General features: G+C 71.9%; 13 protein-coding genes. 9 read left to right on the forward strand and 4 right to left on the reverse strand.

Going from position 1 to position 15,692, the window contains the following annotated elements:
- Window positions 1-150 precede the first annotated feature (150 nt).
- The 4 genes from ACZ55A_RS24610 (at window position 151) to ACZ55A_RS24625 (ending at window position 4,081) form a co-directional block, all read left to right on the forward strand.
- Window positions 151-1,410 (forward strand): glycosyltransferase, encoded by a 1,260-nt coding sequence (locus ACZ55A_RS24610; protein WP_468843871.1) that lies wholly within the window; start codon window positions 151-153, stop codon window positions 1,408-1,410.
- A complete protein-coding gene (locus ACZ55A_RS24615) occupies window positions 1,407-2,396 on the forward strand; it encodes a hypothetical protein (RefSeq protein ID WP_468843873.1) in 990 nt (329 codons plus the stop codon). Before ACZ55A_RS24610 ends, ACZ55A_RS24615 begins: the two co-directional genes overlap by 4 nt.
- Window positions 2,397-2,468: 72 nt before the next feature.
- The gene (locus ACZ55A_RS24620; protein ID WP_468843876.1) at window positions 2,469-3,458 is read left to right on the forward strand and encodes a helix-turn-helix transcriptional regulator; all 990 of its coding nucleotides are present in this window, start codon (window positions 2,469-2,471) and stop codon (window positions 3,456-3,458) included.
- A gap of 407 nt (window positions 3,459-3,865) precedes the next feature.
- Window positions 3,866-4,081, forward strand: a complete 216-nt coding sequence (locus ACZ55A_RS24625; RefSeq protein ID WP_468843879.1) for an I78 family peptidase inhibitor — start codon at window positions 3,866-3,868, stop codon at window positions 4,079-4,081.
- Window positions 4,082-4,197: 116 nt separating this feature from the next.
- On the opposite strand, the gene ACZ55A_RS24630 is transcribed toward ACZ55A_RS24625, so the two are convergent.
- Complete coding sequence (locus ACZ55A_RS24630; RefSeq protein WP_468843882.1) at window positions 4,198-5,232, reverse strand: phosphatase PAP2 family protein; 1,035 nt, start codon at window positions 5,230-5,232, stop codon at window positions 4,198-4,200.
- A 285-nt stretch (window positions 5,233-5,517) separates the two neighbouring features.
- Window positions 5,518-6,711, reverse strand: coding sequence for a hypothetical protein (locus tag ACZ55A_RS24635; RefSeq protein ID WP_468843884.1), 1,194 nt, complete (start codon window positions 6,709-6,711; stop codon window positions 5,518-5,520).
- Between the two features lie 212 nt (window positions 6,712-6,923).
- Between ACZ55A_RS24635 and ACZ55A_RS24640 the strand changes: the two genes are divergently transcribed.
- Window positions 6,924-8,564: an MFS transporter gene (locus ACZ55A_RS24640; protein WP_468843887.1), complete on the forward strand. Its 1,641-nt coding sequence runs from the start codon at window positions 6,924-6,926 to the stop codon at window positions 8,562-8,564.
- Between the two features lie 138 nt (window positions 8,565-8,702).
- Window positions 8,703-9,917 (forward strand): acyl-CoA dehydrogenase family protein, encoded by a 1,215-nt coding sequence (locus tag ACZ55A_RS24645; RefSeq protein WP_468843889.1) that lies wholly within the window; start codon window positions 8,703-8,705, stop codon window positions 9,915-9,917.
- Window positions 9,918-9,995: 78 nt separating this feature from the next.
- Here ACZ55A_RS24645 and ACZ55A_RS24650 read toward each other — a convergent pair whose 3' ends face one another.
- A complete protein-coding gene (locus tag ACZ55A_RS24650; RefSeq protein ID WP_468843891.1) occupies window positions 9,996-10,448 on the reverse strand; it encodes a cell division protein SepF in 453 nt (150 codons plus the stop codon).
- 862 nt (window positions 10,449-11,310) lie between these two features.
- Here ACZ55A_RS24650 and ACZ55A_RS24655 point away from each other — a divergent pair.
- The 3 genes from ACZ55A_RS24655 (at window position 11,311) to ACZ55A_RS24665 (ending at window position 14,877) form a co-directional block, all read left to right on the forward strand.
- Window positions 11,311-12,219, forward strand: a complete 909-nt coding sequence (locus tag ACZ55A_RS24655; protein WP_468843893.1) for a S1 family peptidase — start codon at window positions 11,311-11,313, stop codon at window positions 12,217-12,219.
- A gap of 191 nt (window positions 12,220-12,410) precedes the next feature.
- Window positions 12,411-13,424, forward strand: a complete 1,014-nt coding sequence (locus tag ACZ55A_RS24660; protein WP_468843896.1) for a slipin family protein — start codon at window positions 12,411-12,413, stop codon at window positions 13,422-13,424.
- 382 nt (window positions 13,425-13,806) lie between these two features.
- Entirely contained in the window at window positions 13,807-14,877 is a 1,071-nt protein-coding gene (locus tag ACZ55A_RS24665; RefSeq protein ID WP_468843898.1) for a S1 family peptidase, read from the forward strand.
- A 152-nt stretch (window positions 14,878-15,029) separates the two neighbouring features.
- On the opposite strand, the gene ACZ55A_RS24670 is transcribed toward ACZ55A_RS24665, so the two are convergent.
- Window positions 15,030-15,467, reverse strand: coding sequence for a subtilase-type protease inhibitor (locus tag ACZ55A_RS24670; RefSeq protein ID WP_468843900.1), 438 nt, complete (start codon window positions 15,465-15,467; stop codon window positions 15,030-15,032).
- Window positions 15,468-15,692 lie beyond the last annotated feature (225 nt).

Below are 15,692 nucleotides of genomic sequence, written 5' to 3' on the forward strand. Positions count from 1 at the left end.
TTCGGAACATCTTGGCGAAAGTGCCCAACCCGGAACCGCCTTCCGAGGTCTTTGCGTTCAGTTGAGCAGGGACCTCTTGCGCCGCCGGGGGGCGCGAGAGGTCCCTGGGGGGCGCTCGAACGACCGGAAGACCAGGGGACACGGGGACGGATGCACATCTCATTCCTGATTCACAATGCCTACGGCATCGGGGGGACGATCCGCACGACGTTCAACCTGGCCCGCACGCTCGCCGAACGGCATGACGTCGAGATCGTGTCCGTGCTGCGCCACCGCGACGCCCCGGTCTTCGACCTCGGCCCCCGCGTCGCGCTGCGCCACCTCGTGGACCTCAGGGAGTCCAGCCCCACCTTCGACGGCGCCGACCCCGCCCACGCCCGTCCCGCGAAGGTCTTCCCCGCCGCCGAGGGCCGCTTCGGGCAGTACAGCGAGCTCACCGACCGCCGGATAGCCCAGCATCTGCGCGGGGTGGAGGCGGACGTGGTGGTCGGCACCAGGCCGGGGCTCAATGTGCACATCGCCCGGCAGACCCGCCGCGGCCCGGTCCGGGTCGGCCAGGAGCATCTGACCCTGGACACCCACAGCCGGGCGCTCAAACTGGCGCTGCGCGGCGCCTATCCGCGGCTGGACGCGGTCACCACCGTCACCGAGGCCGACGCCCGCGCCTACCGCGGGACGCTCCGGCTGCCCGGCGTCCGCATCGAAGCGGTGCCCAACAGCGTGCCCGCGCCCGGCCTTCCGCCCGCCGACGGCAGCGGCAAGTGGGTCGTCGCGGCCGGCCGGCTCGCCCGGGTCAAGCGCTACGACGTGCTCATACGGGCCTTTGCGCAGGTCGTCGCCGAGCGGCCGGACTGGCGGCTGCGGATCTACGGCGGCGGCGCGGAGAAGGCCGAACTGCGCGGGCTGATAGCCGAACTCGGCCTGTACAACCACGTCTTCCTGATGGGCCCGGCCAACCCCCTGGAGACCGAGTGGGCCAAGGGCTCGATCGCCGCGGTCTCCTCCAGCCTGGAGGCCTTCGGCATGACGATCGTCGAGGCGATGCGGTGCGGGCTGCCGGTCGTGGCCACGGACTGTCCGCACGGGCCGGGCGAGATCATCGCCGACGGGGTGGACGGCAGGCTGGTGCCGGTCGGCGACCACGGGGCGCTGGCCGGCTCGCTGCTCGAACTGATCAACGACGATGCGGCCCGCAGGCGGATGGGCGCCGCCGCGCTGGTCTCGTCGGCCCGTTTCGACCCCGGCCGGGTCGCGGGCCGCTACGAGGCGCTGTTCGGCGAGTTGCTGGCGCGCCGGCGGTCCGGCCGGCTGCCCGGCAGCCTGCACCGCCTCCGGGGCGCCCTGCTCAGCGGCGCCTACGCCACCAAGGACGCGGCCCGCGCCGCGCTGGGAGGGGTGCGGGTCGCATGACCGCAGCGAGCCAATTGACCGTGACCGGAGAAGAGATGAAGGAGTCGGCCGCCATCGAGCAGGAACCCACGGTCGCGGTGAGTGCGGGGCCCCACGGCACCGAGCAGCGGGCCGAGCCGGGAAAGCGGCCGGACGGGGCGCCGGCGCCCGGCGAACTGCGCGCCGACTGCATCGCGGACTCCGCGGGCGGCCTCACCTTCGACCTGACCGCGCCCGAGGAGACCCCCGTCGCCTGGAGCGCGGCGCTGGTGCTGCGGCTGCGCGGCGGTGACGGCGCGGACGACGAGGTGCGGCTGCCGCTGGGGCCGAACGGCGCGGGACGGCTGCGCGCCGTCCTGCCCAGCACCGTCGCGCTCGCCGAGGGCCGCTGGAACGCCTATGCGGACCTCGGCGACGGCCGGGACCCGCGCCGGCTGCGGCCGGGCGTCAACGATCTGCGGTCGCTGGTGGACCGCCGGCCGCTGGCGGGCATCGGCCGGCTCGGCGTACGGATCCCGTACGCGACCAAGTTCGGCAATCTGGCGCTGCGCAGCTGGCTGCGCGGGCCGCATGCGGAGGCCGGCGACATCCTTGTGGCGCCGGACGGGATGACCGTCTCCGGGCGGCTCTACGGCGCCGTACCGGCCGCCGGTGCCCGGGCCGAGGCCCGTGTGCGGCGCAGACCCGGGACCGGGGCGGGGGAGCCGGCCACCGTCACCGTCCCGCTGACCGCCGAGGGCCCGGAGTTCACCTTCACCCTGCCCTACGCGGAGCTGGCCGGCCGCTGGGAGAGCGGCAGCGAGCCCTGGGACCTGTGGCTGCGCCCCGCCGAGGGCGCCCGCCCGGTCCGGATCGCCCGCCTCCTGGACGATGTCGCGGACAAGAAGCAGGTGTTCGCCTACCCGGCGCTCCCGGTGCCCTCCGGCAGGGGAGAGGTCAGGGTCGGCCCCTATTACACGCTCGACAACGACCTGGCCGTACGGGTGGCCGGGCCGGACGGGAGCTGACGGCGTAGCGGTCCGCGGTCCGGCGCCGCATCGAGGACCGGTGCTGTCCGCGAAGGCTGCGAGACTCGGGGCATGTTGGAGACCTCGGCACGTCTGCTGCGCCTGCTCTCACTGCTCCAGGCCCATCGCGAGTGGTCCGGCGCGGAGCTCGCGGACCGCCTCGCTGTCACCCCGCGCACGGTGCGCCGGGACGTCGACCGGCTGCGCGGGCTGGGCTACCCCGTGCACTCCGCGCCGGGGACGGCCGGCGGCTACCGGCTCGGCGCCGGGGCCCAGCTCCCGCCGCTGCTGCTGGACGACGAGGAGGCGGTGGCGGTCGCCGTCGGGCTGCGCACCGCCGCGGCCGGCGGCGTCGAGGGCATCGAGGAGACGTCCGTACGCGCGCTGGCCAAGCTGGAGCAGGTACTGCCGCACCGTCTTCAGCGCCGGGTCGGGGCGCTGAACGCCTTCACCGTCGCGCTGCCCGAGCACCGCGGCTCCCGGGTGGACCCCCAGGTCCTCACCGAGCTGGCGCACGCCTGCCGGGACTGCCGCCGGCTGCGGTTCGACTACACGACGCACGACGGCACGGTCTCCCGCCGCAGCGTCGAACCGCACCGGCTGGTCAACGTCCGGCGGTACTGGTACCTCGTCGCCTGGGACACCGACCGCGCGGACTGGCGCACCTACCGGGCGGACCGGATCGCCCCCACTCCGCCGCACGGCCCCCGCTTCACGCCCCGCCCCCCGCCCGCCGAGGACCTGGCCGGGTACGTCGCGGAGGGCATCTCCACCCGGGTGTACGCCCGGCAGGCCACCGTGCTGCTGCACGCCTCGGCGGAGCAGGCCGCGGCGCGCCTCAGCCCGGCAGCGGGGATGCTGGAGGCGGTGGACGGGCAACGGTGTCTGCTGCGCACGGGGGCGCAGAGCCTGGAGCTGATGGTGATCCACCTCGTCATGACCGGCTTCGACTTCGAGGTCCGTGAGCCGCCGGAGCTGCTGGACCGGATCCGGGAGATCAGGGACCGGCTCTCCCGGACGCTGGCCGACGGCCGGGCCGACGGCCGGGCGGGCGGGCCGTGATGACCGGATCCGGAGGGCCGGTGGCGGGCGCCGGGGGAGTGTCCGTGATCCGGCGGGCTGGGCGATGTGCGGAAAATGTGTGTGGAGTGTGTCGCCTTGGCCAATTTCCGGCCGGTCGATTCAGGGCGTCCGGTAATGGAAATCCAGCGCTGACGCCGGATTAATTCCCGGACCACCGGCCGGCCCCGATCGGCCGGGCCCGTTCCGTGTTTGATCAAGGTGGAATTCCGGCGGTTTTATTTTCCACCCGGTTGCGCCGTCACACGGCGCGTACGGGTGACGGAAGTTCCGGCGAACGACGGAACGTCCGCTGTGACACAAGTGTGACCATTGGCGGACCGGTAAGTCACCGGGGTGTGCGAGGGCGGCCCTTCCACGGGCCGGTGCGGGCGCCTACGGTGGCTGTCATGGCTGATGTACCGAACCTTCCCCCCAACCCCCAGGACGACATCGAGGCGTATGTCGGCCTCGCCCGGCAGGACGCCGAGGAGCGGGCCCGGGAGCGCGGCTGGACCACCGTCCGCTCGCTGCCGCCGGGCGCGATCATCACCATGGAGTACCTCGCGGGGCGGCTCAACTTCGAGGTGAAGGACGACACGGTGCACCGCAGTTGGCAGGGCTGAGCATGCCGAACGCCCGCCGCAGGGACGACGAAGGCCCCGGCCGCTCCAGGAGGAGTGGCCGGGGCCTTCGTCGCGGGGTGGGGTGTGCGTACCGGCCCCGCGGTCCATGGGGGCGGTCAGCCGCTCCCGTTGCGGCCGCGCCCGGAGGTCGGGCTCAGCGGCGTGGTGCGCGGGACGCGGTCCGCGTGCGGCGGCCGCCTGCTGCCCGCCGGGGTGACCGGGGTGCGCTCCGAGCGGAGGGTGTGCGGCCGCGGGGGGTGGTGCGGCCAGCCGTCCGGGGCGCGGGCGGCGGAGCGGGCGCCGGTGCCGGCACCGATGGTCTCGCGTACCAGCACCTCGCCATCGGGGGCGATGCGCTGCCGGGAGACCCCAGGGGCCAGCGAGCCGGACGGCAGCGGGCCGCGCAGCGAATCGGGGCGCAGCCGCAGCCACAGCCGCAGCAGGATGCCCATGATGCGGTCCTCCACCCAGAGGATGCCGGGCTCCAGCCACGGCATCGCCAGCAGCACCAGCAGCCCGGCGGCCCAGCCGAGCAGTACGTCGCTGACCCAGTGCGTGCCGAGGTAGACGGTGGTCATACCGACGCCCAGCGCGCCCAGCGCGGCGATCACCGACAGGGTGCGGCGGCGCAGCGGAGTGGTCGCCAGATAGGCCAGTACGCCCCAGGTGACCACGGCGTTCGCGGTGTGGCCCGAGGGGAATATGTCGCCCCCGAGCCACATCTCGTTGGAGCCGACGGTCGTCGCGTAGTGCGGGCCGAGCCGGCTCATGCCGAGCTTGGCGGCGCCCACGGTGATGTTGAGCAGCAGCAGCGAGGCCCCGAGCACCAGCAGGGGGTGGAGGTTGCGCTGCCGCCAGCAGCGCCAGCCCAGCCAGGCCGCCACCGCCACCGCGGTCGGTCCGCGCTGGCCGAGCACGACGAAGTAGTCCAGGAAGGCATGGATCTCGGGCCATTGCTTGTACGGCCTGAAGAACATGACTTGCCAGTCGAAGGTGACCAGCCATGAAGTGGCCAGCACTCCGACCACGATCGCCGCGTACACCGCCAACGTGCCGCCGAACAGCCAAAGGCGGGTCCGGGTCATCTGCGGTGGCCGGGCGCGATCGGTCGGGCGCTCCTCCATCTGGTCGAGCTTCTCATCGGTACGCACTCAATCGACGTTACCGCGTGTGATGTAGCGGCTTGGTCAAACTGTGCGCTTTGTAATGACGATGTGATGTGGAATGGGTCTCAATCGAGGCTTCGCCACAGGGATTTGGAAAGGAATTCCCAGCGATTCTCAAACCCTTCCGGGCGGCCGCGTGTCGGCCCGCTCAGCGCCTTATCTTCTTTTCTCCGGAGGAGTTTATCCGGCATTCGCCCGGGCGTTGGAGGACGTTTCCCGGAGCCGGGTCGTGCGGAGCGGGATCATCCGGTCGCCGTGGCCGAAAGATGATCATGGCGGGCCCGATCCGTTCAGCCAGAACGCCCCGTAGACCGCGGAGCCGGCCGCCACCAGCCCGATGACCACCCAGGACCGCACCGGGCGGAGCCGCGCGAGCGCCACCGCCGGCGGCAGCAGCAGCGGATAGGCCGGCATCATCAGCCGCGGCTTGGACCCGAAGTAGCCCTTGGCGGTCAGGGCGAGGAGCAGGACCACCCCGCCGTAGACCACCAGCGGCAGCGGCTGGCCCTGCCGTACGCCGCGCACGTACAGCCAGATCACCAGCCCGACGCCGATGAGCAGTCCCAGACCGGCCGGGAAGGCGGGCCCGGTCAGCTGGTGCCAGATGAAGGTGCCGAAGGCGAGACCGCCGTCGAAGCCGTTGCCCCAGCCGCCCTGGACGTCCAGATAGCCGGTGAACGAGCCCTGTTGGGCGCCCACCCACAGGAAGTAGCCGCACCAGCCGAGCGGGGCGAGCAGTACGCCGGGCAGCAGGCCGGGGTGCCTGCGGAGCCCCGCGCGCAGCCCCGCGCCACCGGCTCTTTCGCGCCACAGTGTGAACGCCGCGGTGAGCCACACCGCCGCGACCACTGCCGCACCCACCGGCCGGGTCAGCCCGGCCAGCGAGGCCAGCACCCCCGCCCACACCCAGCGCCCGGTCAGTACGGCGTAGACACCCCAGGCCGCCAGTGCGGTGAACAGTGACTCCGAGTACGCCATCGACTGCACGATCCCGACCGGCAGCGCGGCCCACAGGGCGGCCAGCGCGATCCCGGCCCGCGGCCCGTGCAGCCGCTCGCCGGTCGCGTACAGCGCCCAGGCCGCGGCCGTCGACGCCAGCCACGCCACCAGCATTCCGGCGTCCGCGGCCGACAGCGGCGAGAGCGCCGACAGCCCGCGCTCCAGCCATGGCAGCAGCGGGAAGAACGCCAGGTTGGAGTGGAGATCGCCGTTGGGCAGCTGGACCGCGTAGCCGTAGCCCTGCTCGGCGACCCGGGTGTACCAGAGCGAGTCCCAGCGGGCGGTCAGCAGCGTGTGCCAGTTCTTGCCGTTCGCCGCCGACCAGACGGCCAGCACGGCCAGGCCCAGTCCCCGGATCGCGGCGTACGCCGCCAGCGCGGGTGCGGCACGGCGCAGCGCGGCGCGTACACCGGAGCCGTCGCGCAGTATCGGGCCGGGAACGGCGGCGGAGGCAAGATCGTTCATCCGGACGATTATCCAGGTGGCCGAAGAACGCCCGCCGACCGCGGGTGGGGGAACGAATGGCCCTGCGATGAGCGTCTCATCGTGAGGTGAGCCACGCGAGCCCTTCCGGGACTCGCGTAGTCTGACGTCTCTACTCGCCTGTGCCGCCGGTTCCCCCGGGGCGTTTTTCGCGCCCTGATCCGTGGCCGCGAGAGCATGACTGGAGGTGCTGCATGTCCGGGACGACCGCGTCCGACAGGGGACGGACGGCTGGTGTTCCCCGGCTTTCAAGCGGCGGTGTGAACCGCTGGACCGTGCTGATCGTGCTCTGCGTCAGCCTGCTCTTCGTCGCGCTGGACACCACGATCCTTTACGTCGCGGTGCCGTCCGTGACCGAGGATCTGCGCCCGGGTCCGGTGGAGCTGCTCTGGATCGTCGATGTCTATCCGCTGATCGCGGCCTCGCTGCTGATCCTCTTCGGCACCCTCGGCGACCGGGTCGGCCGCCGCCGCATCCTCCTCCTCGGCTACGGACTCTTCGGCCTGGCCTCGGCCGCGGCCGCCCTCGCACCCAACCCGCAGATCCTGATGGTGGCCCGCGCCCTGCTCGGCATCGGCGGCGCGATGATCATGCCTGCCACGCTGTCGATCCTGCGGCAGGTCTTCCCCGACCGGCGTGAGCGCGCGGTGGCCATCGGCGTGTGGAGCGCGGTGGCCGCGGTCGGCGCCGCGGTCGGCCCGGTCCTCGGCGGCTTCCTCGTCGAGAACTTCTGGTGGGGCTCGGTCTTCCTCATCAACATCCCGATGATGGCCGCGATGCTGCTGATAGGCCGGTGGCTGCTGCCGGAGTCGCGCGGTGAGCGCAACGGCCCCTGGGACGTGGTCGGCGCGGTCGTCGCGGCGCTCGGTGTGCTGGGCATCGTCCTCGGCGTCAAGCGGATCGGCAGCGGCGCCGCCGTGGTCGGCCCGACCACGCTGCTGCCCATCCTCGTGGGCATCGCGCTGCTGATCGTCTTCGTACGGCGCCAGCACCGGCGCGCGCACCCGCTGATCGACATGCGGCTGTTCGCCCGGCCCGCGTTCGGCACCTCCGTCGGCTGCATCGTGCTGGCCATGCTCGCTCTGGTGGGCCTGCAACTGATCGCCGTCCAGTACCTCCAGCTGGTCCTGGGCCTCAGTCCCCTCCAGACCGGGCTGCGGATGCTGCCGCTGGTCTTCTCCGCGATGGCCGCCGGCCTCACCGGCTCGAAGATGCTCCAGGCCCTCGGCCCGCGCGCGATGGTCTCGCTGGGCTTCGTGCTGACCGCCGTCGCGGTGCTCTGTCTGACCGCGATGTCCAGCCATGACCTCCCCTGGCTGCTGGCCGGCGGCTTCATCCTGCTCGGCTTCGGCTTCCAGTCCACGCTCTTCGGGGCGTACGAGTCGATGCTCAGCGAGGCCCCCGCCGCGCAGTCCGGCGGCGCCGCCGCCATCGGCGAGACCTCCTACCAGCTCGGCGCCGGTATCGGCGTCGCCCTGCTCGGCAGCGTCATGAACGCCGCCTACGCGCCGGGCCTGGCCCGGGTCGACGGCGTCCCCGCGAAGGCCTCCGCCTCGGCCGCGCACTCCCTCGGCGAGGCCTACAAGGTGGCCGCCGGTCTGCCCGACACCGCCCGGGCCGCGCTGCGCGAGGCCGCCCGCGACTCCTTCGTCCGCGGGCTGCACATCACCCTCGTCGCCAGCGCCGTACTGCTGCTGGCCGGCGCCGCGATCGCGCTGCGGCTGCCGCGCCGGGCCGCGGAGTCATCGGAGCGGGCGGAGGCCGAGGGGGAGAGCGCCCCGGCGGGCGCCGGCCGCGGCAGCAGTGAGCCCGCCCCGGCGAGCTCCGGCCGCTGAGCCGCGGCACGGCCTCCTGACCTCGCGTGCCGCGCGGCGGTGACCCTTGCCGCGCGGCAGCGCGGGCCGTACCGTCGGACCCGCCATAACTACCGCCGCTAGTTTTACGCGCGAGCGCTGAACCCGCCGGAGGCCCGCATGTCCGCCAAGCCGTCCGCAGCTTCCTCGGATTCCTCGACGGTTCCGCCGTTCGACCCCGGTGATCCGCTGGGCATCGACGATCTGCTCACCGACGAGGACCGGGCGGTCCGCGACACCGTCCGCCAGTGGGCCGCCGACCGGATCCTGCCGCACATCGCGGAGTGGTACGAGGCCGGTGAGCTGCCCGGCATCCGCGAACTGGCCCGGGAACTCGGCTCGATCGGCGCGCTCGGCATGTCCCTGACCGGCTACGGCTGTGCCGGCGCCTCCGCCGTCCAGTACGGCCTGGCCTGCCTGGAGCTGGAGGCCGCCGACTCCGGCATCCGCTCGCTGGTCTCCGTACAGGGCTCGCTCGCCATGTACGCGATCTGGCGGTTCGGCTCCGAGGAGCAGAAGCAGCGCTGGCTGCCCGGGATGGCGGCCGGCGAGATCATCGGCTGCTTCGGCCTGACCGAGCCCGACCACGGCTCCGACCCGGCCGGGATGCGGACGTACGCCAAGCGCGACGGCACCGACTGGGTGCTGAACGGCCGCAAGATGTGGATCACCAACGGCTCGGTGGCCGGTGTCGCGGTGGTCTGGGCCCGTACCGACGAGGGCATCCGCGGCTTCGCCGTCCCCACCGGCACCCCGGGGTTCTCGGCCCCCGAGATCCGGCACAAGTGGTCCCTGCGCGCCTCGGTGACCAGCGAACTCGTGCTGGACGACGTACGGCTGCCGGCCGATGCGGTGCTGCCCGGCGTCACCGGACTGCGCGGCCCGCTCGGCTGCCTCAGCCACGCCCGTTACGGCATCGTCTGGGGCTCCATGGGCGCCGCCCGCGCCAGCTTCGAGGCGGCGCTGGACTACGCCCGCACCAGGGAGCAGTTCGGCAAGCCCATCGGCGGCTTCCAGCTCACCCAGGCCAAGCTCGCCGACATGGCCGTCGAACTGCACAAGGGGATCCTGCTGGCCCACCATCTGGGGCTGCGGATGGACGCGGGGCGGCTGCGCCCCGAGCAGATCAGCTTCGGCAAGCTGAACAACGTACGGGAGGCGATAGAGATCTGCCGCACCGCCCGGACGATCCTCGGCGCCAACGGGATCTCGCTGGAGTACCCCGTCATGCGGCATGCGACCAACCTCGAATCGGTGCTGACCTACGAGGGCACCGTCGAGATGCACCAGCTGGTGCTGGGCAAGGCGCTCACCGGTCTCGATGCCTTCCGGTGAGCGGTCCTGCCCACAGCCCTGACTGCTGCAACGGCCGGTGGGCGATCCCCGGACTGCCGGCCGGAAGCACCGGGCCCCTCAACTCTGGTTGAAGAAGCCGCCGTTGCGGTGGTCGCGGACCTCGCCGCTGAGCACCCGGTAGTCGGCGGGGGTGAGCAGGAAGACCCGGGTGGCGACCCGCTCGATCGACCCGCGCAGACCGAAGGTCAGGCCGGCCGCGAAGTCCACCACCCGCTTGGCGTCGGCGGGCTCCATGGACGTCAGATTGACGATCACCGGGACACCGTCGCGGAACAGCTCGCCGATGCCGCGGGCGTCCCGGAAGCTTTCCGGGGTGACCGTGGCGATGCGGGTGCCCTGGTCCTGGGCGGTCTCGTCGGCCACCCGGACCCGGGGGTCGGTCACCCAGGGGCTGCTGCCACCGGAGTCACCGGCATCGGGTCCCTCGGCGTAGTCGTCGTCGTAGTAGCGCTCGTCATCACTGTCGTCGACGAGGCCAAGCCAAGCACTCGCCTTGCGCACCGATCCCATTGACGCCCTCCTCTCACCCGCGGTGTCTGTGTGTCCACCCCTATCGTCGTCCATGAGGCGGAGGGTGTGCCAAGTGGATAGCCGCCGCACGGGGGGTTCGTGACACATCTGGTGCAAAGAGGGTGGCGCGTCATCACCTTGCGCGCCTGGTAAGGAAACTGACAGTACGAAGAACATTACGTTCGGTACCCGACCGGGTGATACCGGATAAGGGGCACACCCGGTCGGCACGCCGGGGTGAACGCCGGAACCGGCCCGCGCAGGGGACCAGGGCAAATGCCCACGGTCCTGGCTTCCGGCACGCAGAAGAGCCTGATGATCCGGTGAGCGGCCCGTCGGAGTGCCGCGGACGACCCGGCGGATTCCGCGCCGCGCAGCGGGTCCGGCCTCCCCCGAAAGCGCGGCACACGGATAATCGGACAACGCGGGTCCGGGGCGCGGGAGGGGCGTGCGCCCCCCACTCGAACGTGGGACGGACCGCCCGGCAGGGCGCCGGCCGAACGTGATCCCCGGCGGGCCGATCCGCGGGATCGTGAGCGCCGAGGGCTCGTACCGCCCTCTTCAGGATCCGCTCGTAAGTGCCCACCCCCTTCGGTCGGTTGACGGTGGCCCGGGTGGCGGGTGTCGACGGGCCGTCAACGTGGCTGCCGGGGCGGGGCGTTGAGGCGCGCAGTGCTATCGGCTGATGTCCGGCACAAGTCATGTGTGCGGTCCTCTTGCGCTGTGGGGGTGCGCCGCCCGAAACTCCGCTCAGCGCTTGTCAGGGGCACGACGAAAATGAACGTGCGGATTCCGCGTGCCCTTCGGCTGCGCCTCACCGGGCTGCTCACCCGCGGCCCCCGGATCCCCCTCGGAGGAATCAGTGAGGAACGAGCGCACCACCCCCCGCAGCGGCAGAGCGAGACGCACCCGGCTGACCGCCGTCGCGTCCGGACTGGTGGCCGTCGGGGCCATCGCCATCCCGACCGCCCACGCCCAGGACCCTGCCCCCGCAACCACCTTCAGCGCCGCCCAGCTCTCGGCCGCCGGTCACGCGGTACGTACCGCGGATGTCGCCGGCACCGCCTGGCGGGTCGACGGCAGGACCCACATCCTGGTCGTCACCGCCGACCGCACCGTCTCCCAGGACGAGATCGCCAGGATCGAACGGGCCGCGGGCAGCAACGCCGACGCGATCCGCATCGACCGGATCTCCGGCACCTTCCGCAAGTTCATCTCCGGCGGCGACGCCATCTACGCCCCCAGCTGGCGCTGCTCACTGGGCTTCAACGTCCGTAGCGGCAGCACCTATTACTTCCTGACGGCGGGTCACTGCACCGAAGGCAACCCGCCGTGGTACACCAACTCCTCGCGCTCCACGAGCATCGGCCCGACCACCGGCTCCAGCTTCCCGGGCAACGACTACGGCATCGTGAAGTACACCAACACCTCCCTGTCGCACCCCGGCATGGTCGGCAGCCAGGACATCACCAGCGCCGGCACCCCGAGCGTCGGCCAGTCCGTCACCCGCCGCGGCTCCACGACCGGCATCCACAGCGGCAAGGTCACCGCCCTCAACGCCACCGTCAACTACGGCGGCGGCGACATCGTCTCCGGCCTGATCCAGACCACCGTCTGCGCCGAACCCGGCGACAGCGGCGGACCCCTCTACGCGGGGACCAAAGCGCTGGGCCTGACCTCCGGCGGCAGCGGCGACTGCACATCCGGCGGCACCACGTTCTTCCAGCCCGTCACCGAGGCGCTGAGCGCGTACGGCGTGAGCGTCTACTGACGCCGGCCGGCTGAGCCGCGTACCGACGTCCTGCCGATGCCCCGGGCCCGGGGCCGGCAGTACGGGCCCCCGTCCGCCGGCGGACGGGGGCCGTCCGCGCCCGCCGCGGCCTCGACCCCTTCTCCGAGCCGGGCATACCATGGAAGACAAGCCCGATTCGGACGGCATACGGCACACATCAGGGGGCCGTGATGGTCGAAGAACTGGTGCAGGCCGCGGTGGCGGTGGGGTGCGCCGGCACGCTGTATTTCATGGCGGCCGCGCGGGTGGTCAAGCAGTACGAACGCGGTGTGGTCCTCCGGCTGGGGCGGCTGGTCTCCCCGGTGCGCGAGCCGGGCCTCAACATGATCGTTCCGGGCATCGACCGGATGCGTAAGGTCAACATGCAGATCGTCACGATGCCGGTGCCCGCCCAGGAAGGCATCACCCGCGACAACGTCACGGTCCGGGTCGACGCGGTGGTCTACTTCAAGGTCGTGGATGCCGCCGACGCGGTCGTCCGGGTCGAGGACTACCGCTTCGCGGTCTCGCAGATGGCGCAGACCTCACTGCGGTCGATCATCGGCAAGAGCGAACTCGACGATCTGCTGTCCAACCGGGAGAAGCTCAACCAGGGCCTGGAGCTGATGATGGACAGCCCGGCCATCGGCTGGGGCGTGACCGTCGACCGGGTGGAGATCAAGGACGTCTCGCTGCCGGAGACGATGAAGCGGTCGATGGCCCGCCAGGCGGAGGCCACCCGTGACCGGCGCGCCCGGGTGATCAACGCCGATGCCGAGCTCCAGGCGTCGAAGAAGCTGGCCCAGGCCGCCGCGGCGATGTCCGACCAGCCCGCGGCGCTGCAACTGCGGCTGTTGCAGACCGTGGTGGCGGTGGCCGCCGAGAAGAACTCCACCCTCGTCCTGCCCTTCCCCGTCGAGCTGCTGCGGTTCCTGGAGCGCTCCGGGCTACAGGCCGAGGCGCAGACCAGGCAGGCCGAGGCGGAGTCCGGGCAGGCCGGGGCGCAGACCGGCGTGGAGCGGCCGGCTGCCACGGCGGCCCCTGAGGAGCCCGTGGCGGAAGGGCCCACCATCGAAGGGCTCTCCTTTGACGAGCCGGCCCTCGAAGAGCCGCGGATCCGGACCGAGGATGCCGCCGGCGCGGAGGCCGACCGTGCGCTGACGCCGGAGCTGGAGGAGCTTCCCGAGGCGGAGGAGCTGCCGTAGAGCGCCTCCGCGCGCCCCTAAGAGGTCGTACGCCCGCGCCCCCTCTCTCGGAGAGGGGGCGCTTTCCGGACAGTCCCGGTCCTCACACTTCCGTGCGCCCCCGGATGCTCCGCGCGCCTCTGATGTCCGCCCTCGGGACCGGTGCGCGCGTTCACGGGTGTGATGACCGTGTGACGAAAAGGTGAACTCCCGTATGTGAGACCGGATCTCGGTCTTGTGCACGAGTGAGGCGGATGGGAATACTCGGTCCGCACGTTGGCATGGACGCGACTCCCCTGAGGCGCTGCCCGCCGGGGCGGATCGGTCCGTGCTCCGAACCTCACTCTCCGGGCCCGTGCGACTCCCCACAGTCTGGGCCCATCCCCCCACGGGAGGCTCTGAGTTGAAGCACCGACGCATACCCAACCGGCGCGCCCTGGTGGCAGGCGCGGGAGCGCTTGCGCTCGCCGCCACCGCCACCGTGACCCTCGCCAACGCCAATGCCGCCCCGGCCCCCACCCCCACGGTGGCCAAGCTGACCTCCGCCGCGGCGACCACCCTGGCATCCCAGCTCAAGACCGGCACGGCCGGCGCGTTCTACGACGCCAAGGCCAAGAAGCTGGTGGTCAACGTCGTCAGTGAAGCGGCGGCCAAGGCCGTACGGGCGAAGGGCGCCGAGGCCAGACTCGTCAAGCACACGCTGGCCCAGCTCGACGCGGCCCGGCAGACGCTGAAGACGAAGGCGACCATCCCCGGCACGTCCTGGGGCATCGACCCGCAGAGCAACAAGGTCGTGGTGACCGCCGACCGCACGGTCAAGGGCGCCAAGCTGGACCGGCTCACCAAGGTCACCGAGAGCCTCGGCGACAAGGTCGAGCTGCGCCACAGCAAGGGCACGTTCACCCCCTTCATCGGCGGTGGCGACGCGATCTGGGGGAGCGGCGCCCGCTGCTCGCTCGGCTTCAACGTCGTCAAGGACGGCAAGCCGTACTTCCTGACGGCCGGGCACTGCGGCAACGCCGTCAAGAGCTGGTCCGACCAGCAGGGCGGTTCGGAGATCGCGACCACCGAGGACTCGAAGTTCCCCGGCGACGACTACTCCCTCGCCAAGTACACGGGCGACACCGCGCACCCCAGCGAGGTCGACCTCTACAACGGCAGCAGCCAGAAGATCACCAAGGCCGCGGAGGCCACCGTCGGTGAGAAGGTGCAGCGCAGCGGCAGCACCACCCAGGTGCACGACGGCACGGTCAAGGCGCTGAACGCGAGCGTCAACTACCAGGAGGGCACGGTCGAGGGGCTGATCCAGACCGACGTCTGCGCCGAGCCCGGTGACAGCGGTGGCGCGCTCTTCGACGGCGAGACCGCCCTCGGCCTCACCTCCGGCGGCAGCGGAGACTGCTCCGGCGGCGGCGAGACCTTCTTCCAGCCGGTCCCGGAGGCCCTGGAGGCCTACGGCGCGCAGATCGGCTGACGACGCGTACGGCGCACTGTGCACGGCACCGTGCACGGCGCCGGCCCCCGGAGCTGGCGGTCCGGGGGCCGGCACCGAGGCCGCCGTGCGACGGTCCCCGGGCATCACGCTCCGATGCCCGGGGACCCGCAGCGTGCCGGCCGGGCCTCGTATCAGAACTCGAAGACCGAGTTGAGGGCGACGGTCTTCGCGCAGGAGTTGGAGAAGGTGTAGGTGTACGAGACGCGCTTGCCCTGCCACACGCCGTCGGCGGTGACGACGATCGGTGCCCACTCCTTGGTGCACGGACGCTGAGACTTGGCGCTGGTCACCGCGTTGAAGTCACCTGCCGCCGCGCGCAGTTCAGTGCAGGCGCTCTTTGCGTTCGGGTGGGTGCCCTTGGCCGTCGGTGTACAGCTGAGCGTCACGGCGCGCTGCACCGTGGCGTTCGCGCGGCTTTCGCCCTGGCCGACCGTCAGCACCAGTTCCGAGGGCGCGTAGAGCCCACCCGACCGCGCGGGCTGCGCCGGTGCGGCGGCCTGCGCGGAGGTGGCCATCGTGCCCAGAACCAGCGCCGCGCCGAGCGCGATCGCCCCAGTGGTGTACCGCATGACGAACACTCCCTTGCTCGAGGTGTGCAGATACCGGACGGGAGTCTTGCTCACCAACACCCCGAAAAGCATCTCGATCGGTCACCGGGCGATCGCTTTGAGTCGTTGGATGAAAGCTGAGGGTAATGGCGCGAACGATTCGGCGGTGACGCAAGGGGGTTGCAGCAAACCGGGGTGCGGCCAGGGCTGATGCCCCGCCCGTCATGCTGCTGGCAAGGGCCGGAA

Source organism: Streptomyces sp. NPDC034111 (genome assembly GCF_055575375.1).